This window comes from Pseudomonas sp. JZ114, assembly GCF_051027705.1.
Classification (GTDB): domain Bacteria; phylum Pseudomonadota; class Gammaproteobacteria; order Pseudomonadales; family Pseudomonadaceae; genus Chryseomonas; species Chryseomonas luteola.
On the sequence record NZ_CP069260.1, the window covers coordinates 144,678 to 163,470 of the forward strand.

The window sequence follows — 18,793 nt, forward strand, 5'->3', positions numbered from 1 at the left end:
GACCTAGTGCCTGGGCCACATGCTGGGTATCTACGCATCTATCAGTCCAGTGGTTGTTCTCCTCATGGTCAGCCTGTTGCTGGCGCTGGGTTGTCTCGTCACGCAGCTGATCAAGGAAAAGGAGCCTGCGGCTCAAAAGGTCTCAGCTCGCCCTGCAACGGGTCAGCACAGGAGCGCCTACCGCGCCAGCAGTTATCCCTCTCGCAGCTATGCCTCTCAATCAGGTAGCTCCTCAAACAGCCGCGGAGCAGATCTCACGACCCTCGCTACGCTGGCGATACTGAGCAATACCGACACGGGACCTACCTGTACCGTAGGCGTTAGTGATTCAGGTAGTTCCTGTGGTGACAGTGGCGGTGGTGGCGGCGGTGAATGATCCGAGCGAGTTCTGCCAATCCTTTCATGCGCAGCGAGGACATTAAGGTGAGTGAATATTTTGAGTGGGAAGAAGCTGTCGTTGAGCAGGTCGCAACTGCACTGGATGCAAGCCATTCTGATGCGTCGGCCATCGTAGAGGCTCAGCTGTTCAGGTTGCAGCAGGCATGGAGCATGGGCATGGATGCAGAGCAGGCGGCGAGAATCGTCGTGGAGTCTAGCGCTGCGTAGGGATTAAGGAATCGAGCTGGACGTGCGCGGCCCGCTCGATTACAGCTAGGTGATTTGACGGTGCACCTTGGTGCACCTAAGATCCATTTCGAAGATCTGCATAACCTGTACTGCCCTGAAGAAGCCGGCATCCCATGCACGGCATGCACAGAGGACAACACCATGAAAGCAGCAACTGTTCGTCTTAACGTTCTATCTGATTCAATCGGCTCTGAGTGGAGTGATATCGATGCCGCAGGCGAGGCCTATGCTTCCCTCCTCGAATCCAGATTGCAGCAGTCGGCAGGCGAGGCAGGATTCGCTACCGACGACATCTCTGTAACCTACCACTCCAGCCTTGCGGGCTATTCAACTGATTCTGTATGGGCTGATCAGCTTGAAGCTGAGGAGCAGCTCCAGGACATCGTGCGCAATACCCGAGAATCTGCCTGGATAGAGTTCTGCGAATCCAACACCGCACTGTAATCACCTTCACCGGCCACAGTGCCGAGAATTCTTTCGTAAGAAGGCAGCACCATGTCCAAGAAAGCTGGAATTCACATAGGTCCCCAGCTGGACGCCGTTATTGGCGTCACAGGCGACAAGGCGGGCATCACGACGAGCAGGCGCGTCAACGTGATTGGCGACCGCTATGCAGAAATCCTGCGCCGTGAACGTATCGAGAAGCTATTTAACGATGCTGAGTGGAATGCTCTAAGGGATTTGCTGGGGGGTGTTTGCAGCGAACCGGCTGCGCTGATCCGTGGCAGCCTGTCTATGGGATGGGAAGACGCGATTGAGGATGGCCTGGCGGATAAATGGGACGTTGATCCTGTAGGGTTGAGTCGCAAGCTTGCCGAGCTTAACTATCTGCAGGAAGTGTGTGTAATCGAAGCGGTTGAGCGCTGGTGGCGGAATCAAGACAATGCCGGCACCGCTTGATCTAACGGGTAGGCGCTTTGGTCGTCTTCGTGTACTGGCTGCGAATGGACGAGTGAAATTCGGACGTGAGCAGACTGCGTGGCTCGTGGTGTGTAATTGTGGTCGGCAGGAGACGCTGGCCCAAAGCCTACTCACCCAGCGCGGCTGGCGCGAGTGCTCCTGGTGTCAGCGCCCGGAATGCGTGATCTGTGGCAACAAGGTCCCCTCGGATAGACCACGCAGCAATGCGTGTTCTGACGCCTGTGCTTCTACCCAACGTCGCAGGACCAATCTGGAGCACTATCACCGACGGGCTGCTGATCCCGAATTTAACCGCAGACGCTATCAGCGATTGGCTGATCGGATGGCACGCGACACAGAGCTGGCCGACCGGGTTCGCCAGATACAGCGTGCATCCGGTAAACGCTGGCGCAACGATCCCGCCAATAAAGAGAGCATCAGGCAGTACATGGCGGCGCATTACGCTGCTAATCGTGTAGAGATTCAAGCGCGACGGCGAGCCCGGCTGGACGCGATGACACCTGAGCAACTGGCCCATTGGCGGGTTCGTATCCGTGCCTATCAGCGGCTCTATGCTAGGCGCTACCGCGACCAGATACGTCGTGATCCCGAGCGACATCGGGCCTATCTGGATCGGATGCGTGAATATCGACGACGTGGTGCGCTTGATGCTGTGTAGGCTCATGATGGCAAAAATCTGATTGGTAAAGATTGTATAGATAAGTAAAACGGTTAAGGCGCTGGTGCTAGCAGCCAACCTTCAAGCAAGGAATAAACTTTAATCTAGTTCAATATTTAATGTATCGAAATATTTCAGAGCCAAAATTTTCTTTAATTATTTGTCAAATACGTGCTCAGTCTTCAACCTAGAGCAAAGGAGAGCCACGTGAAAAATTCCATGATTGCTATATCTGGCTTGTTCGCGCTGTCTATTATAGGAAATACTTTAGCAGGGACACTTTCTAAAGGAAGGGACAATAGAGGAGTAACGCTTGAATATGAAGGCCTTGAAATGGGGTCAAACAGCGCCGTTCGCTTTTCTCTAAAATGTGTTAAAAACTGGGGTGGAGAGGTTACTGGAGCTGCCTCTGTTGTAGCTTTTTATATTGATAAATCCAATATTTTGCAGCAAGTTTCAAATCAAGTATCATGCCATGTTAAAGGCGGCCTCGATGGAGCTAGAAAAAGTAGATCTGGCGAGGTTAAGACTATAACTATTCCGGTACCAATTGCTCAAGCACAGGTCAGGGCATACATTGACTATCAAGAAATATCAAATACGGAGGCTGCCGTTAATCATTTGCAAGGCGAACTAAACAAAATAGTTGAGAAGTCAACACTTGGTTTAGTGAAAAAGCCATTAAGTATGGGAACGTCACTCGAACAAGCAGTTATTCCTGCCGGGGGGGATAAGCTAGCTTTCTAGAGTATAAACTGGTCTTTCATTAGGTATATAATCTGCTGTATGACAGGTTATATACCTATTAAACATAGAGTGACTTTTAAATAAATAAAAGTATATAAGTAGAGAACTTAACCCATAGTATTATTTATTAAATCCAAGCGTTGTGGCCCCAGCAATATCGCAATATGGTTCGTACAGAGTTGAACCGGTTGGTGAGCGGAAAACCGCGTACAGAGTGAACATTGGTTGCTTGGCTCCTGGCACTCAGGAGCTGCCCGTGAAATAGCTTGATCTAGAGGCGAGGCATGTAATACTGTAAATGTATACAGTATTAGGTTGTACATATGGCAAAGAAAACTGCGTCGGCTCCACCTGCTCCCAAACCCTATGAAGTCCTGGCGATGCGTCTTCAGCGCGTGATTAACAGTCCAGCTGCTCAACGTTCTAAAACAGCGCTGCTTGAGCGACTGGAAAGCGATCCGGATGACGCATGGGATCGGGTCATGGAGGAATTGGGTGAGACGGATAACGTGACCCTGGCCTTTCGCGATGATGGCAATGTTCAGATCTTCTGGACGGTTCCGCAGGAAGGCTGACCGTACATTCTCTCGATCTTTGGTCGAAGCTACTCTCTTAACTACGTACCGTCCAAAGCTGATCCAGCCGGGTGGTGTAGCTCTGGCTCATCAGCTCGCGCCGCATGGCCCAGCCGGGTTGAGCCGTAATACGCGCAGGGCGGAGCATACCTTTGCCGAACTTGCGGTTGATGCTGTCCATGGTGCTCATGAGCCGGTCGGCCCCAGCTGACTGCTCGGGCTGAAACAGGTCCATGGAATACTCGCCGCGCTGCTTGAGGTCCATCAGGAGGATCTCTGATTTGGCGTAGCCATAGCCTTCGCGGTAGATGTGTTTGAGGCCGTGCAGGGCGTACTGGACCAGTACACGGGTGTCATCGGTGGGGTAGGGCAGGTTCAGGATGACCCCATTGGAGTAGCGCTCCTCTGGCGGGCCGTGCATACCCGTCTGGATGCCCACACGCATCACCTGGCAGAGCGACTGCTGCGCCCTGAGCTTTTCTGCCGCCCGAGCCGTGTAGCTGGCCACTGACTCGGCCAGCGCTGAAAAGGTGTACTGGCGCTGACCAAACATTCGGGACGTGCAGATCATCTGCTTGGGGGGTGCCACTTCCTCCAGATCGATGCAGGAGATGCCGCGCAGCTCGCGTACCGTTTTTTCAAGTGTCACGTTGAACATCTTGCGGATCGACCAGGCGTCATACTGGGCGAGGTCCCATGCCTTCTCGATGCCCAACAGCTTGAGCTTTTCCTCAAGCCGTCGCCCAACGCCCCAGACGTCACCCGCATCGATGTGCTGCAGCGCCCGGTTGCGGCGGTCGGGGTCTCTCAAATCCAGTACCCCACCGGTGGAGTTGTACCAGCGTTTGGCTGCATGGTTTGCCAGCTTGGCCAGTGTTTTGGTAGTACTGATCCCAACACCTATAGGGATGCCGGTACATTTGTACACCCGCGCCTTGATTTCCCTGCCAAGCTTTTCAGGACATTCCTGTATTCCTGATAGATCTAGGAATATTTCATCTATAGAATATATCTCACAGGCAGGGCTAATAGATTCTATACATGACATGACCCGAGCACTAAGGTCGGCATAAAGCGCATAATTTGAGCTAAACACTTGAACTCCAAGGCGTTTTAGCTCGTCCCTGATCTGGAAATAGGGCGCACCCATCTTGATCCCTAATTTCTTGGCCAAGGCGCAGCGGGCAATAACGCAGCCATCGTTGTTGCTTAAGACGACAATCGGAGTGTGTTTTAAATCAGGCCTGAATACTCTCTCGCACGATGCGTAAAAGCTATTGCAATCTGCCAGACAATAGATTTTATCAAACATGACCGCGATGAGTCCGCAGACTGCACCGCACAACGCCCCACACCTCAAGGTCGTCGCCTTCAAGGATCAGCCGGGGCTGGTAGAGAGGATTATCGGAAAGAAGCGCCAGCGTTTCGCCAACCTTTCCAAGTCGCTTGACTACAGGCTCGCCATTGATGGCGGCAATGATCACGTCACCCTGTACTGCATCAGCGGATCGATCAACGACCAGCAGGTCACCGTCGTGGATACCACTCCCAATCATGCTGTCGCCATGGGCACGCACCAGGTAGGTATGGGGTGCCTGGATCTCAAGCAGATGGTCCAGCGATATGCGTTCCTCGATGTGGTCCTGGGCAGGACTGGGAAAGCCTGCCGGAACGCGATACCCGTAAAGCGGGAGGGTTAAATCCGTGGCCGAAAGCGGGCCTAAAAGGGTGATGTGGTTGGGTTGCATGACGACATCCGAGCGACATGGTTGTGTGTATTTTTATACAGCATGGCCATGCATACAGTTCCCGTCAATGTTTCAACCCATGCAAAAGAGCACAGCGAGCATGCCTCGTTAAGCGAGAAAGCGTGTACTTAGACGAGGTACACGCAAGTATCCAGACAAATGCCATCCAAATGGCATCATTTAAGCTTGCTGCAAAATCGTGAGTGAGCTGCAAGTTAGCTGCCTTGCATGTTACAAAAGCCGTGAGACATTTGAAGTGTCAACAATAGATTAAGGACAACCTAATGAGTACAAGCAGCCTCTGTCTCAAGCTTTTTTCACCATTGCTCCTTTGCAGCCTGATATCAATGCCTGCCATGGCTAGTGGGGGCACTATTGTCGCCACTGTAGCCATGCAACGGCAGCAACGAGATCGAGAGGAGCGTCAAAGTGAGATTCCTCTACCACCCCAGCGCAATGATGCATTTGTTGAGGTGAGCGAGTTCTACAAGGAAGGCCCCGAGTTTCGTATCTGCCCTGAGCGCTTGGAAGAGAAGCGTATAGTGGCCTACAGGAAGGGTTGTGCGATCAAAACGCGCGTAAACGACGGCTTTTTTAGTGTGCGGGGCGTTCACTACGAGTATCAGCCAATCAGTTCTGGGCTATCGCCGCAGGACTATCTGGATACAGTTTATGGAAAGAGCACCGTTGAGTTTGTAGGCGTTAGCAACCGTGTCCTAAGAAATCGATCACAACTGGTACTGTTTTATCGGCTTACCGAGAAACAGGCGTCCAAATGATCATGCCAGCGCGAGCCTTAATTAGAAGCAGACAGTGGGAGGTGCTGCCGTTCTAGAGCGATAAGTCCTAACGTTTCTCAAACTTAAGACGAATTTAAATAGAAAGCCCCCTTGAGAAAACAAAGGAGGCCCTCTAGCTGAAGTCTAATTCATAAGATGTAGGCGCTTATCCGTAAAGACGCAGATAACTCCAGCATTGTTATAGACGACAGGATGATTGAAATCACAATACGCAGCAGTGATATTTAGTGGTAGCTGCTCGTTGCCCCAGCTTTGAGGCTGTAAGTAAAATAGCTGTCCAGGCGTACACTTCTTTGCCTCGGTATCGCTGTTAGCAATACATATCTTGCTCTGATCAACTTCAGAAACAGATTTGTCTGACGCTTTCCAGCAGCCCGTTAAAGCAACTGCCAGAACCAAAATGCCTGCCATTTTCTTGCTTAGATATGTCCCATCTAGCTTGGTCAATGTGTTTGCTCCCTATTATCTATTTTGAAGTTAATCAACGTGTCGATAGATCTGAGCAACAGCATAGTTGACATCCTCCCCGCCCTAAAGGACGGGGATTCCCACTGATGGACGCTCATGCCCGAGCGCGAGAATGTTTCTGGCCGCGTTGATATCGCGGTCGTGAGCGACACCGCACTCACAGCAGACCCATTCTCTTATACGCAGCCCATTGACGCCTTTTGGCCCCGTTAAGGAGCCGCAAGCCGAACAGGCGCGGGTGGTGTACGCCTCGTTTACTTCCTTAAAAACAATGCCTGCGTGATCGCACTTGTATTCCAGCATTGTTTTCAGCATGGACCAGCCAGCGTCATAGACGGACTTAGCCATTTTGGTTTTAACGAGTTTTGAAGAGCTTATATTGCCCACGATGATCGTGCCGTAGCCGTTCACCAGCTGGCGGCTAAACTTGTGCAGCGCATCCTTTCGCCGGTTGGCGATCCTGGCATGAATAGCACGTGTTCTGGCCTTGTTTCGACTGCGCTGAGCGATGGCAAGCTTTGGCTCCAGATCACGATAGAACCTGCCATTTTCCAGCGTTCTGCCGTCACTGCATGTCGCCAGGTCTTTCAGGCCGAGGTCAATACCCACCGCGCCCTGGCCCATTGATACCGACCCTTCAACATCAACCACGATATTAAAGTACCAACGCCCACGTGAGTCTTCACTAAAGCTGCCTGAGCGGAATTTATGCCCTGCCAGGCCGTAGCTATCCCATACTTTGAAATAGTGGCCGTTATGGTAGACCTGCCCATTTTTCCAGCTTGCAGCGCCGGTATTTACAGGAATCCAGCCAAGCGAGCGCCGGACGCCAGCCGACTTGCGCCAGTTGAGACGGACCTTTTTAAACTGTTTGCGGCGCGTGACGTATTCAGCGGCAATGCACTGCAAGGTCTGGCTATGCAAACCTAGTTCTTTTGCAGCCCCTTTTGTGTAAGGGTGAAAGTCATAGGCCGATAAGAATCCCCCGCGCTCACGGATAGAGCGAGCGCTAAGCTCGTTTAGGTAGTTCCAGACAAAATTAACGCTACGCGCCATCTGCCGAAGCAAAGGAGCGTGCTTGTCTCGAACTCGAACTTTGAGAGTCTTGGTCTGTTTCATGAAAAGAAATATATTTGGTCTATGAGCAAAAATACAGACATTAGAGCCGGTAGACACTGCGTCTTCGAGATTCATGCACACTTGGTCTTTGTGACTAAGTATAGAGGGCGTGTTTTTTCAGATGCACACCTGAAGACACTAGAAAGGGTACTTTGCAAGGTGTGTCATGACTTTGAAGCAGACCTTGTAGAATTCAATGGAGAGGCTGACCATGTTCACTTGCTAGTAACGTACCCACCTAAGATCGCGCTTTCCAGGCTGGTTAATAGCTTGAAGGGGGCTTCTAGTAGGCGCATGAAGCAGATGTACCCTGAGCTGGCGGCCCCTGCCTATCAGCACAATGCCTTGTGGAGTCCTAGCTATTTTGCAGGCAGTGTTGGAGGTGCGCCGCTCTCGGTAGTAAAGGCATACATTGAGCAGCAGACGAGACCCTTATAGGAAGGCTACGCCTTCCGCGCTATTCATCCCCGCACTAGAAGTACGGGGTTTTTCGCGCATAACTGATAATATTGAGACACTGGTTTCTGTTGACTAGGTGGGGAGGTTATACGTGAATAGCTGAATGCACATTTAGCTGTAACAGCTGTAACAGTAGCCTTACTTGATACCCCTTATAGCTTTCATCGACTGGGCCTGTAGATGCTCACGCGGTGCACCATCCTGGTAAGTAAATTAGCCTAATAGGTGCTCAATATCAGCCCTGGTTGCAGGACACACGCAGATCATCCCTTGCTGTGGCCGCTTCGATGCAAGGTGAACAACCGCTGCCGGATATCTCAGTCCGAACAGGAGTGACCTGGCGCTGATGTCGCCGGTGATGAAGGCACTCAGCACATTCCAGCGATGCTGGACCTTGAAACGCAGCGATCTTGCCTTCCAGACGGTTTCCCGATCCGGTGAGCCAAAGCTCAACTCCAGTTCAGTCTGATCGCTCATGTTTCTCTCCTTGCTATGTAGCTAGGATAGTTTGGTTTGAATCGACAATAACCCACGAGTACTGCCAGCCCTTGCGCTGCATGAACCAGCCTACACCTACATCACTGCGGCCTTTAAGCCATGCCAGTGTTGTGTCTGCCTCGATGCAGGTCCAGCCGTCCGGCCCCTGCTCCCAGATTGCGCTGGCCACAAAGTTCGAACCTTCGACTTTCAAAACCTTCCTTTGCAACACCTCTAATCCCGCTCATGTTTCAAACAATGTGTATTGTGCTTTTTCTCGCTCAGGGCGTCATTCAGGGACGCCCAGATAGCACAGGAAACCAAACGCCATAGCTGAGGAAATACCCATTCCAGCCAAGAAAAATGCTAATGCCATTTCTGGCTCCAATTAGGTGCTGGTTGGACACAAGAGTCTTTTTAACCTGCTAAGGCGCATTCTTCACGATCTCGCCGGTTTCCACAAAATGATGCAAATAGGGTAGTAACTCAGCGACCTGCTCACGTGTTAAGTGCATTCGCGTGTTAATGACAACATCATCCGGTAACGGGAAAGGAACCCATCCAGTTGTTTGGTGTGTGTGTATGCCGTACTCCATTGCCCGTGAAGCCATGATCTTCGGGTCGCTATCGTCACAACCCAGCCAGATAGCATCTTCTTCGGCAAGGCTGCTCTTTTGCAGGCTGCACTTGACGCCGTATCGGTCTTCAAACGTGACCAGATCAAAGCCCCGTAAGGTATGCTCAATTTTCATAGCTCAACACCATGTGAGTTTAAGGAAACCCTGCTGTCATGTGCTCACCCGTTTCCAGATTAACCGACACGCAGTGCTTGCTGGTCTGGCCGTAGCGCAGCAGCTCCCACACAATACTCATGCCTGCCGTGGTGACGGCGCGGTTAATCAGGCAGTCCTGCGTGGCAATCGACTCAGCGGCTGAACAGGATTTACGCAAGTCGTCTTCAAGCGTAGCGATCTCGGGAAATACGTCCACCACACACGGATAACGGCGGCGACTCTGCTCATGCAGCGCTCCAAATACGGCCTGTCCGTGTCGGTGGCCATTGCCAAGGTCCAGCCACATGCATAGCCGCTTGCCGTACTGAATGCGTGATATATCACGGCGAGCCGAGGGCAGGTCTACCGCCGAGATGATGAGGTCAGCCCCTTCAATGGCGGAATAGGTCTGTTTGCAGGGGAAACGGTAGGGAAGGCCGCTCCATGACAGGCCCAGCATCAGGTTGTAGCGGTTGGCAAGGCTTATGGCCTTGTTTTGCCCTAGATCACAGGGCCAGAAGCGCTGGCGCACCAGATTTGGTTCGCGCACGATAGAGTCATCAATGATCGTGACGTGCAGTCCTGCGGGATGACCCAGCGAGACCAGCGCGTGATGGAATGCAGCAAGGGTATCCACGACCTCACTGCCATTGCCGCCCGCGCCGATGACCACGATGCGCGGTGCCTTCGAGCGCCAGTGATCGGGTGTCTTGAACACGGCAGGTTCAGGATACAGGGGCGTGGCGGCGCTCATAGGGTAGCCTCCTGAGCAATGGCCTCACGCAAGGTGAGCACCTGCATGTTCTGACGGCGCAGTACCGGCACCAGCTTGGCGGCAGGAAAGGTCTTCTTGCATGAGAGGTCACGATAGAACTGGATCAGCTTGGCAAAGCTATCAAGCCCCTTGATCGGACAGAGACCGCCCTGATGAGTATTGGTGCTTTCCAGTACAAAGCGCTGCCACTGCGGTATGTTGGAAAGCTCAATCTCTCGCGGCAGATGGACGTTGCCGGTACAGAATGTGCCACCGGAATACACATTGCCCAGCGGCGGGTAAAACAGCTCAGTATCCGGCGTAGGGCGGTTGCTGCCCTTGAACGCAAAGCAGCGCAGCTCGACTCCCGCCTGTGCCACATAGATCAGGCCGGGGAGGGGCGCGCGAATCATCTCGTTGGGAAAGGGAATGTCCACCACCTGCCGTGGGGTATACCAGACGATCAGGTTGCGCCCACGCATGAGGATGCTCGGGTCTATGAACTCGGCCTCGCTGGATTCCTCCTGCAACAGATTCAGCAATGCCTCCTTGTCCGATGCGCTGAATGCTCTGCCTGCCCCCAGCGTGAACTGTTTGCCGCCTTCCAGCGCCAGCACGTCATGGGTGGTCAGGTCGAGTCTGCCGGTTTCCTTGTGATGGTGAACCAGTAGCGCCTTGGAGCTGATCTGCTCGTGAAACATGCTTGAATTCCTCTAGTACGGTGTCGAGTTTGTCCAGCAGGGAGAGGCATTGCTGGGTTCGTCGCAGGACGGGCAATACCTGCATTTCCAGACTCTCATGAGAAAGCGGGAATGCAACAAACAGCCCACAGGAGTTCTGGGCATAGCCGTCGAAGTGATCGCGGGCATCGTCCTCCAGCAGGGAGAACCGGACACCGGCTACCGAGGCGTAAAGGGTTTCGAAAAAACTCACGCTTTCCTCGGCGGACCCGTTGTAGAAATGCTCATGAATGGGGAGGTGACTGTCTGCGCCAGCCATGCAGACTTCCAGCGCTTCCGAAAGGACATTCAGTACCGGCGCTAGCGATGAATCTAGCGATTAAAGACCTTTATGATTTGAAGAGGCATACTGCTTACCGCAACGTACAAACATCGTCGGCAATAAAGGATCAGGTTTTGGCACTATGTCCACTGTGCCACAAGGTAACTACATGACCCGCTGCTTACCCTTAACGCAGCCATAACGCGTTTCCCTGGATGGTCCATATCCATAGAACGACTTGTAGCACTTACTGAAGTGGCTCGGAGAGACAAATCCGCAAGCCATGGCGACATCAAGCAGGGAAAGGTCAGAATGCTGAATCAGCCTACGGCTTTCCGTAATCCGCAGCTCCAGGTAATAGCGAACCGGAGAGGTTCCCAGTTGCAGTTGGAAGAGTCGCTCGATCTGCCGTTTGGAGCGGCCTACACACTGGGATATTTGCTCCTGGCTCAGTGGCTCCTCAATGTTTGCGCTCATGAGATTGATAGCCTCGCGCAAGGGCTCGCTCATCTTCTCATGCATGGTAGGGCGTACCCGACGGTAACGCGACTCCTCAAAGGCCAGTATATCCACGATGGCATCCGACAGCTGATGTCCATGACGTCTACTAATCCAGCCAAGCACCATATTAAGCGCACCTGCAGGACTGGCCGCGGTTAGGCGGTCACGGTCAACAATAAAGCTCTCACTGGTCACCTGGCTGTCCTTCGCCAGTTCAGCGACGGTCACGCGGTGCTCGGGATGGACAGCACACTTGTATCCTTCAAGTAAACCTGCCTGAGCGAGGAACCAAGCGCCATTCCACAGACCTGCCACGGCGACTCCCTTTTCGGCAGCAACCTTGAGCTTGCGGCTAAGCGTGGGGATCGGATACAGGACTGTACGCAGCCCTCCACACACGACGAGCAGATCCAGACTATTGCATTGCGCTGAAGAAAGCGCCGCGTTAGGGCAGATTGCAAGCCCAAGGTCACTCATGACCGACTCGCCATCGAGGCTAAGGGTTATGGTGGAAAAGGTATCTGCCAGGATCAGGTTTCCCGTCACAAGTGTATCAAGTGCCTGGGTAAAGGCAGGAAGGGAAAAGTGCTCAAGGAGTACAAAGCCGACACGAGAGGTCAAGGAGGCTTGGCTTGCGCTGCCTATGTAACGAAGGTTTCTTCCCTGCATGGCTTCGCTGAATTCTCTTTTTTTTACCATGGTATGCCTCGTTTTAAGCTGTTGTTTTGACTTCTAGGCAGGTAAAAGACGTGAGCATGACTACGTCTGGACAAACTACACATTATTTTAAATAGGAACTTGCTGTTACATCGAGATCTGCTAGCAGCCCGGCACGTCGCATTGAGGCGAGATTGAGTCGTTATTAGACGTCGCTTTTCCGCCAATCAGTATACAGACTGTATACATAAATCCTAGATATATAGAAGGCTGATATGAAGGCTAACGCCAAAGCCAATCAAACAAGGATTGAAATACCTATCGATAGAAAGGTGCATATGGCCGAGACACTCCGACGGCGTATCGTAAGTATGGAGCTGCCACCCGGTGCGCCTGTGGATGAGCTGGCCCTATGTGAGGAGTTTGGGTTGTCACGCCCACCCGTTCGGGAGCTGCTCAGGCAGATCGCTGCTGAAGGCTATCTCGAATTAGAAACCAACCGTGCTCCACGTGTCGCAGCGATGGATTTTGAGTCACTGCGTAGCTTCTTTCTGGCCGCACCCTTGATCTATGTTGCGACAACCCAGCTGGCCGCAGGTCGCGCCGTGCCTGCCGAGATATTAAAACTCAAGCAGATCCAGAGTGCCTTCCGACAGGCCATCGAAAGCGGTGATGTCGAAGGTCGGGTTCTTCATAACGATGAGTTTCATCTGGAAATCGGCAGAATGGCGCACAACAGCTACCTGATGGCCAGCCTGCGGAGACTGCTCATCGATCACGCGCGGCTTGGAAAGATGTTTTTCCAGCATCCGGCAACGGCAGACATGCAGCAGGATCTGGAAGAGGCTTGCAGACAGCATGATGAAATTATTCAAGCCATTGAGCGTCGAGACCCTGACCAGGCCGGACGATTAATTCGAGAGCACTTTGAGCTGTCCCGTCGGCGTATGGCCGAATACGCGGCACCGCAAGGTATTGAAGGAGATATCGCTTGCTAAATGGCGATAGGTAATTCCTCTGGTTCGAGGGCTGGCGCAGCCGGTGTCTTGCAGGCAGGGGCGTTTTTAGACTTGTTCGGAAGTAAGGCTTACAAGAATGACAAAAATTACGTCTTTGCCTGTAAATGATCTTACCTGTGGCTGGTACCACCTTAGCAGGCATCGGCAGCCACGGCCCAGTCATACCGGCAGCACCCAGGCTCGCTGGACCGTGGTAGGCGCAGGATTTACCGGCCTTGCCGCAGCTCGTGAGCTGGCCATGCACTTTCCAGATGAAGAAATCGTGCTTGTGGATGCACAGGAGGTAGGCTTTGGGACTTCCGGCCGCAATGCCGGGTTCGCCATTGATCTGCCTCACGATATTGGCGCTGAGGACTATATCGGCGATATCGATATCGCTCGGACCGTTCTCAAGCTCAATCTGACTGGGCAGCTGTATCTCAAGGAGCTGGTCAGCCGCTTCGATATTGACTGCCAACTCAAATGCTGCGGTAAGTATCAGGCAGCTGTTGAGGAGAGAGGTATCGCGGTACTTAATGCGTACCGTAGAGGCCTGGATAAGCTAGGGCAGCCTTATAAAATGATCGAGGCACCCGATCTGCCAGACCACATTGGCACTCACTATTACCGTAAGGCCTTGTTTACGCCTGGAACGGCGCTTATTCAGCCCTCGGCACTGGTCAAAGGACTGGCCGATACGCTTCCTAAGAATGTTACCCTTTATGAGAACACTCCTATAACCGAAGTGGATTTTGGCGACAGGGTAACGCTTAGGCACGCAGGCGGCACCCTTATTACTGACAAGCTGGTACTGACTAATAATGCGTTCGGCATGAGCTTTGGTTTTCTTAAGGGCCGTATGCTGCCGATCTTTACCTATGCCAGTATCACGCGTCCACTAAACGAAGCTGAACAGCAACTGTTGGGTGGCAAGCCTTATTGGGGCGTTATTCCTGCAGACCCATTCGGTACCACTGTACGCCGCACGCCCGACAACCGGTTGCTTATTCGCAACAGCTTTAGTTTCAACCCTGATGGCGGCAGCAACGCCAAACACGTGAAACGCTTTGTTAGCCGCCATCAAGCATCGTTTGCCCAGCGGTTTCCCATGCTACCTGATGTAGGGTTCGAATATACCTGGGGCGGTTCCCTTGCTATTTCACGTAACCATTCAGGGCATTTCGGCCAGCTGGCACCCAATGTTTATGGTGCGTTGTGCTGCAACGGCCTGGGCATAACCCGCGGGACCTCGACCGGCAAGCTTTTGGCTGATTGGCTGGCGGGCGAACGCAGCGAGTTGATCGACTTTCTACTCGATGCGCCAGCCCCGCTGGCCAATCCTCCGCAACCCTTTCTTTCAATGGGTGTAAACCTCAACATAGCGTGGGGGCAATATCGAGCAGGTAAAGAATGCTAGTCAAAACAAGAACGTAAATAACAAAAACATTTGATCGCTGCCCTGAACCGCTACCCAAAGGTTGCGGCTGCTACCGATCACTGGTTCTGAACCGAATCAATCGTCAGCCTGCCAGGACCTGCTTGTCGGTCCTGTGGACTCGTTCGGCCTGGAACCAGCTCAATGAAGTCTTGGAGATACCATGGCAACTAACAATCGCTCAGTCGAAGATGTTCCACTTAATGGTTTTCATAAACTTCTTACCTTGCGTTCCGCTGGGGGCTCGTTTGTAGATGGATATGTGCTGAGTATCATCGGGGTCGCGATGATCCATATGTCCAGCGCGCTTAGTTTGAATGAATTCTGGGAAGGTATGATTGCCGCCTCAGCATTGATTGGTATTTTTATTGGAGGGTTTTTCGGAGGCTATCTAACGGACTGGTTAGGCCGCAAACGCGTTTTTTTTGTGGGTCCTACCTTGTTTATTCTTTCCTCAGTAGCTCAATACTGGGTGGACTCTGCTGAGCTTCTGTTCCTCTTACGATTTCTCATAGGGATTGCCGTAGGGATTGAGTATCCCGTTGCAACGTCACTGCTGGTGGAGTTCCTACCCAAGCAATATCGCGGGCCACGTCTGGCGATGCTCACCATCATGTGGTTTGCAGGCGCTGCATTTGCCTACCTGGCTGGCAACTTCATTCTTGGCATAGGTGGCGAGGATGCCTGGCGCCTGGTTCTGGCCAGTGCAGCCGTAATCGGTGCCATATTGTTTGTTTTGCGTATCGGTACACCCGAGTCGCCACGCTGGCTCCTTAGCAAGGGTCGCCATAAGGAAGCTGAAACGGTGATCAAGCAGGTGTATGGTCCAGCTTTTTCACTGGCCAACCTGCCCGAGCAGCCTGATACTCTGAAACTCTCGGTCTGGAATCTGCTGCACTCCGGTTATGGCAAACGGATGCTATTCGTATCGGTGTTCTGGACATGCTCCATCATTCCTGTTTTCGCCGTTTATGCTTTTGCCCCCAAGGTATTGCAGGCATTACACCTTAACGACGAGTGGGCATCGCTTGGCTCGGTCGCGATCACGTTTCTGTTTGTAGTGGGTTGCATCCTCGCCACTCGCCTGATCAATACCATGGGCCGCCGCAGCATGCTTATCTATAGTTTCCTGTTTTCAGGACTTGCGCTGCTGGCCTTGGGCTCGCTTCATGACAGCTCATCGATTGTCATCTTGGTCTTGTTTGGTGCTTATGCCTTGTTTATTGGCGGTGCCCAGGTCCTTCAGCTGGTCTACCCCAACGAGCTGTTTCCAACCGAGATTCGTGCAGTTGCGGTAGGGATTGGAACATCGCTCTCACGAGTAGGCGCTGCCATTGGAACCTATCTTGTGCCCATGGCGCTTCAGTCAATGGGTATTGGCTACACCATGCTGGCCGCCGCACTGGTGACCTTTATCGGTTTGATCTGCGCCTGGGCGCTCGCTCCGGAAACACGCTCACTCAACCTGCAGCAGGCTGCCTCACTTAACTAACGCCTAAAGCCGCTCTGCACTGGAGCGGTTTAACCGATTTGCTCAACGGAGAATCAAGATGATATTCGAAGGTATCTATACCCCAGCCATAACGCCGCTGACAGCAGATGGAAAGATCGATCTGCCTGCATTTGATCAGGTGCTGGAGTACCTCATCGAGCAAAAGGTGCATGGCATTATTATTGGCGGATCGACTGGTGAGTACTACGCGCATACTGCCGAGGAGCGTATCGATCTGGCTGCCCGGGCTCAGGATGTCATTCAGGGAAAACTGCCACTGGTAATTGGCACAGGAGCTATCCGAACAGAGGACTCAATCCTGTATGCGCAGACTGCAAAAGCCATCAAGGCCGATGCCATCTTGGTTGGCTCTCCACCTTATGCCTTGCCCACACAGCAGGAAAATGCGGCCCATACCCGAGCCATAGACAAGGCGGCTGGGTTACCTATCATGCTCTACAACTACCCGGGGCGAATGGGCGTTGCGATGGAGGATGAGTTTTTTGATGCGGTGGCTGATTGCAGAAATATCGTAGCCATCAAGGAAAGCTCTGGCGACATGGCTCGGGTACATCGACTGGCCTGCCATTATCCGCACGTTGCGCTTTCGTGTGGCTGGGACGACCAGGCTCTGGAATTTTTTGCCTGGGGCGCCCGCAGCTGGGTATGCGCAGGTTCCAATTTCATACCGCGTGAGCATGTTGCTCTATACGAAGCCTGTGTAGTGGAAAAAGACTTTTTCAAGGGCCGACGCATCATGGCAGAAATGATGCCGCTGATGGATTTCCTTGAGAGTGGCAAGTTTGTCCAATCCATCAAATACGGGTGCGAGATAGCGGGGCTGCGCAGTGGTGGCGTGCGGGCACCGTTAGGAGGCATGACCGACGAGGAAAAGCAGATGCTAGAGAACATCGTCGCTACGCTCAAGCAAAACATTGCCAAAATCACCGGGGAGATCTGAGATGGCGGAGCTGTTGTCCAAAGATGAATACGCGGCCATTGCGGCTAAACTGGAGTTTCGCACTCAAGCCTTTATTGATGGCAAATTTCAAAATGCCCAATCTGGAAAGACCTTTACTACGGTAAATCCGGCTACAGGTAAAGTGCTGGCGGAAATTGCAGCGTGTAACGAGCAGGATGTCAACGAAGCTGTTGCCGCCGCGAAGGCAGCCTTTGATGACGGGCGCTGGCACCTGTTGTCGCCGGGTGCTCGCAAGTCTGTACTGCTGCGTTTTGCTCAGCTGCTCGAAGAGCATACCCATGAGCTGGCTGTGCTGGAAAGCCTGGACAGTGGCAAACCAATCCGGGAATGTCAGAACACCGATGTACCCGAAACAATTCATACGCTGCGCTGGCATGCTGAACTCATCGACAAGATTTATGACAGCACTGCTCCGGTAGGCTCGTCGGCAATGACTATGGTGGTCCGCGAGGCTATTGGTGTTGTTGGTCTGGTGCTGCCATGGAATTTCCCTCTGCTTATGCTTGCCTGGAAGCTGGGTCCTTCGCTGGCTGCTGGCTGCTCAGTCGTAGTCAAACCCGCCAGAGAAACTACGCTCAGCGCATTGCGTGTTGCCGAACTGGCCCAACAGGCCGGTATTCCAGCTGGGGTGCTCAATATTGTTCCAGGCGGCGGCCGGGAGACGGGTGAACCTATTGGTCGTCATCCGGACGTGGCCATGGTAAGTTTTACTGGCTCAACCGACACGGGGCGTTTGTTTCTGAAATATGCCGCCGAGTCGAACCTGAAACGCATCGTACTTGAATGTGGTGGCAAGAATCCGGCCGTGGTCATGGACGATGTGGAAGACCTTGATCAGGTTGCTGAGCACGTGGTCAACGGTGCATTCTGGAATATGGGTGAAAACTGCTCGGCGTCATCACGCCTGATCGTTCATGCCGATATCAAGGATGATTTGCTCAAGCGAATCGGTATTCATATCCGGCGCTGGAAGCTGGGCGATCCGCTTGATCCTGAAAATCGTCTTGGCGCCATGATAAGCAAGGCGCATTTCGAAAAGGTGCGCTCTTACATCGAGCATGCGGTGAGCCAGAATATGAACGTGGTTTTTGGGGGTGAGACTGACAAGGGCATCTTTGTTGAGCCCACAGTGGTTGATGACGTCAGCCGTGACAACCGACTCTTTCAAGAAGAAATCTTTGGTCCTGTGCTTACTCTAACGTCCTTCAAGAGTATTGATGAAGCAATTCGCCTGGCTAACGATACGGTGTATGGACTGGCTGCCTCTGCTTATACCAGTAATCTGCGTAATGCCCTGAGATTGTCACGGGAAATCCGAGCCGGTATTGTGACAATCAACTGCTTTGGGGAGGGCGACGCCTCTACACCGTTTGGCGGATACAAGGAGTCCGGTTTTGGTGGACGGGACAAATCCATCTGGGCGCACGATCAGTATACGGAACTCAAGACCATCTGGATTGACGCCTCGTAATACGTTGTATGCTCTGAGAGCCAACAGGTGCCGTCCATAACGGCGCCTGATTTGCAACTATAACTAAAACATCAGCAAATAAGCAGCACAGCTCAAAAAGCAAAACAACGCTGCGGCGCTCGTGGTGTC

25 protein-coding genes are annotated in these 18,793 nt (G+C 52.7%); 14 read left to right on the forward strand and 11 right to left on the reverse strand.

Annotated features, from left to right (window positions below; all coding sequences use genetic code 11):
* Window positions 1-19 precede the first annotated feature (19 nt).
* From JQR90_RS24665 to JQR90_RS24695, 7 genes are all read left to right on the forward strand, one after another.
* Window positions 20-376 carry a hypothetical protein gene (locus tag JQR90_RS24665; protein ID WP_434141341.1) on the forward strand — a complete coding sequence of 119 codons (357 nt, stop codon included), beginning with the start codon at window positions 20-22 and terminating at the stop codon, window positions 374-376.
* 47 nt (window positions 377-423) lie between these two features.
* On the forward strand, window positions 424-606 hold the full coding sequence (locus tag JQR90_RS24670; protein ID WP_125890207.1) for a hypothetical protein: 183 nt from the start codon (window positions 424-426) through the stop codon (window positions 604-606).
* 162 nt (window positions 607-768) lie between these two features.
* Window positions 769-1,071: a hypothetical protein gene (locus JQR90_RS24675; protein ID WP_434141339.1), complete on the forward strand. Its 303-nt coding sequence runs from the start codon at window positions 769-771 to the stop codon at window positions 1,069-1,071.
* A gap of 51 nt (window positions 1,072-1,122) precedes the next feature.
* Window positions 1,123-1,527 (forward strand): hypothetical protein, encoded by a 405-nt coding sequence (locus JQR90_RS24680; RefSeq protein ID WP_434141337.1) that lies wholly within the window; start codon window positions 1,123-1,125, stop codon window positions 1,525-1,527.
* Window positions 1,511-2,206, forward strand: a complete 696-nt coding sequence (locus tag JQR90_RS24685; RefSeq protein WP_434141335.1) for a hypothetical protein — start codon at window positions 1,511-1,513, stop codon at window positions 2,204-2,206. Before JQR90_RS24680 ends, JQR90_RS24685 begins: the two co-directional genes overlap by 17 nt.
* Window positions 2,207-2,413: 207 nt before the next feature.
* On the forward strand, window positions 2,414-2,953 hold the full coding sequence (locus JQR90_RS24690; protein WP_434141333.1) for a hypothetical protein: 540 nt from the start codon (window positions 2,414-2,416) through the stop codon (window positions 2,951-2,953).
* Window positions 2,954-3,276: 323 nt separating this feature from the next.
* Window positions 3,277-3,528, forward strand: coding sequence for a DUF1654 domain-containing protein (locus JQR90_RS24695; protein ID WP_434141331.1), 252 nt, complete (start codon window positions 3,277-3,279; stop codon window positions 3,526-3,528).
* Window positions 3,529-3,565: 37 nt separating this feature from the next.
* Here the strand turns inward: JQR90_RS24695 and umuC are convergent, their stop codons facing one another.
* Together umuC and JQR90_RS24705 are read right to left on the reverse strand one after the other, a co-directional pair.
* Window positions 3,566-4,840, reverse strand: a complete 1,275-nt coding sequence (gene umuC / locus JQR90_RS24700) for a translesion error-prone DNA polymerase V subunit UmuC (RefSeq protein ID WP_434141329.1) — start codon at window positions 4,838-4,840, stop codon at window positions 3,566-3,568.
* A complete protein-coding gene (locus JQR90_RS24705; RefSeq protein ID WP_125889996.1) occupies window positions 4,833-5,276 on the reverse strand; it encodes a LexA family protein in 444 nt (147 codons plus the stop codon). Before JQR90_RS24705 ends, umuC begins: the two co-directional genes overlap by 8 nt.
* 284 nt (window positions 5,277-5,560) lie before the next feature.
* On the opposite strand from JQR90_RS24705, the gene JQR90_RS24710 reads away from it, so the two are divergent.
* Complete coding sequence (locus JQR90_RS24710) at window positions 5,561-6,055, forward strand: hypothetical protein (RefSeq protein WP_434141327.1); 495 nt, start codon at window positions 5,561-5,563, stop codon at window positions 6,053-6,055.
* A 144-nt stretch (window positions 6,056-6,199) separates the two neighbouring features.
* Here JQR90_RS24710 and JQR90_RS24715 read toward each other — a convergent pair whose 3' ends face one another.
* Window positions 6,200-6,523 (reverse strand): hypothetical protein, encoded by a 324-nt coding sequence (locus JQR90_RS24715; protein WP_434141325.1) that lies wholly within the window; start codon window positions 6,521-6,523, stop codon window positions 6,200-6,202.
* An 84-nt stretch (window positions 6,524-6,607) separates the two neighbouring features.
* Complete coding sequence (locus JQR90_RS24720) at window positions 6,608-7,663, reverse strand: RNA-guided endonuclease InsQ/TnpB family protein (RefSeq protein ID WP_434141432.1); 1,056 nt, start codon at window positions 7,661-7,663, stop codon at window positions 6,608-6,610.
* Between the two features lie 21 nt (window positions 7,664-7,684).
* Between JQR90_RS24720 and tnpA the strand changes: the two genes are divergently transcribed.
* Window positions 7,685-8,101, forward strand: a complete 417-nt coding sequence (gene tnpA, locus JQR90_RS24725) for an IS200/IS605 family transposase (RefSeq protein WP_122044397.1) — start codon at window positions 7,685-7,687, stop codon at window positions 8,099-8,101.
* 234 nt (window positions 8,102-8,335) lie between these two features.
* On the opposite strand, the gene JQR90_RS24730 is transcribed toward tnpA, so the two are convergent.
* The 7 genes from JQR90_RS24730 to JQR90_RS24760 form a co-directional block, all read right to left on the reverse strand.
* On the reverse strand, window positions 8,336-8,599 hold the full coding sequence (locus tag JQR90_RS24730) for a hypothetical protein (protein WP_434141322.1): 264 nt from the start codon (window positions 8,597-8,599) through the stop codon (window positions 8,336-8,338).
* Window positions 8,600-8,612: 13 nt separating this feature from the next.
* Window positions 8,613-8,813 (reverse strand): hypothetical protein, encoded by a 201-nt coding sequence (locus JQR90_RS24735; protein ID WP_434141320.1) that lies wholly within the window; start codon window positions 8,811-8,813, stop codon window positions 8,613-8,615.
* 211 nt (window positions 8,814-9,024) lie between these two features.
* The gene (locus JQR90_RS24740; protein WP_073450571.1) at window positions 9,025-9,351 is read right to left on the reverse strand and encodes a hypothetical protein; all 327 of its coding nucleotides are present in this window, start codon (window positions 9,349-9,351) and stop codon (window positions 9,025-9,027) included.
* Window positions 9,352-9,370: 19 nt separating this feature from the next.
* Window positions 9,371-10,126: a PRTRC system ThiF family protein gene (locus JQR90_RS24745; protein ID WP_434141318.1), complete on the reverse strand. Its 756-nt coding sequence runs from the start codon at window positions 10,124-10,126 to the stop codon at window positions 9,371-9,373.
* Window positions 10,123-10,827: a PRTRC system protein B gene (locus JQR90_RS24750; RefSeq protein ID WP_434141316.1), complete on the reverse strand. Its 705-nt coding sequence runs from the start codon at window positions 10,825-10,827 to the stop codon at window positions 10,123-10,125. Before JQR90_RS24750 ends, JQR90_RS24745 begins: the two co-directional genes overlap by 4 nt.
* Entirely contained in the window at window positions 10,745-11,125 is a 381-nt protein-coding gene (locus JQR90_RS24755) for a hypothetical protein (protein WP_434141314.1), read from the reverse strand. Before JQR90_RS24755 ends, JQR90_RS24750 begins: the two co-directional genes overlap by 83 nt.
* A 168-nt stretch (window positions 11,126-11,293) precedes the next feature.
* On the reverse strand, window positions 11,294-12,328 hold the full coding sequence (locus JQR90_RS24760) for a GlxA family transcriptional regulator (protein WP_434141312.1): 1,035 nt from the start codon (window positions 12,326-12,328) through the stop codon (window positions 11,294-11,296).
* A 233-nt stretch (window positions 12,329-12,561) separates the two neighbouring features.
* On the opposite strand from JQR90_RS24760, the gene JQR90_RS24765 reads away from it, so the two are divergent.
* The 5 genes from JQR90_RS24765 (at window position 12,562) to JQR90_RS24785 (ending at window position 18,664) form a co-directional block, all read left to right on the forward strand.
* Window positions 12,562-13,284, forward strand: a complete 723-nt coding sequence (locus JQR90_RS24765; protein ID WP_434136980.1) for a GntR family transcriptional regulator — start codon at window positions 12,562-12,564, stop codon at window positions 13,282-13,284.
* 97 nt (window positions 13,285-13,381) lie between these two features.
* A complete protein-coding gene (locus JQR90_RS24770; protein ID WP_434136981.1) occupies window positions 13,382-14,701 on the forward strand; it encodes an NAD(P)/FAD-dependent oxidoreductase in 1,320 nt (439 codons plus the stop codon).
* Window positions 14,702-14,882: 181 nt separating this feature from the next.
* Window positions 14,883-16,211 carry an MFS transporter gene (locus JQR90_RS24775; RefSeq protein ID WP_434141310.1) on the forward strand — a complete coding sequence of 443 codons (1,329 nt, stop codon included), beginning with the start codon at window positions 14,883-14,885 and terminating at the stop codon, window positions 16,209-16,211.
* 58 nt (window positions 16,212-16,269) lie between these two features.
* Window positions 16,270-17,172 (forward strand): dihydrodipicolinate synthase family protein, encoded by a 903-nt coding sequence (locus JQR90_RS24780; protein WP_434141308.1) that lies wholly within the window; start codon window positions 16,270-16,272, stop codon window positions 17,170-17,172.
* Window position 17,173: 1 nt separating this feature from the next.
* On the forward strand, window positions 17,174-18,664 hold the full coding sequence (locus JQR90_RS24785; protein ID WP_434141307.1) for an aldehyde dehydrogenase: 1,491 nt from the start codon (window positions 17,174-17,176) through the stop codon (window positions 18,662-18,664).
* The last annotated feature ends 129 nt before the right edge of the window (window positions 18,665-18,793 follow it).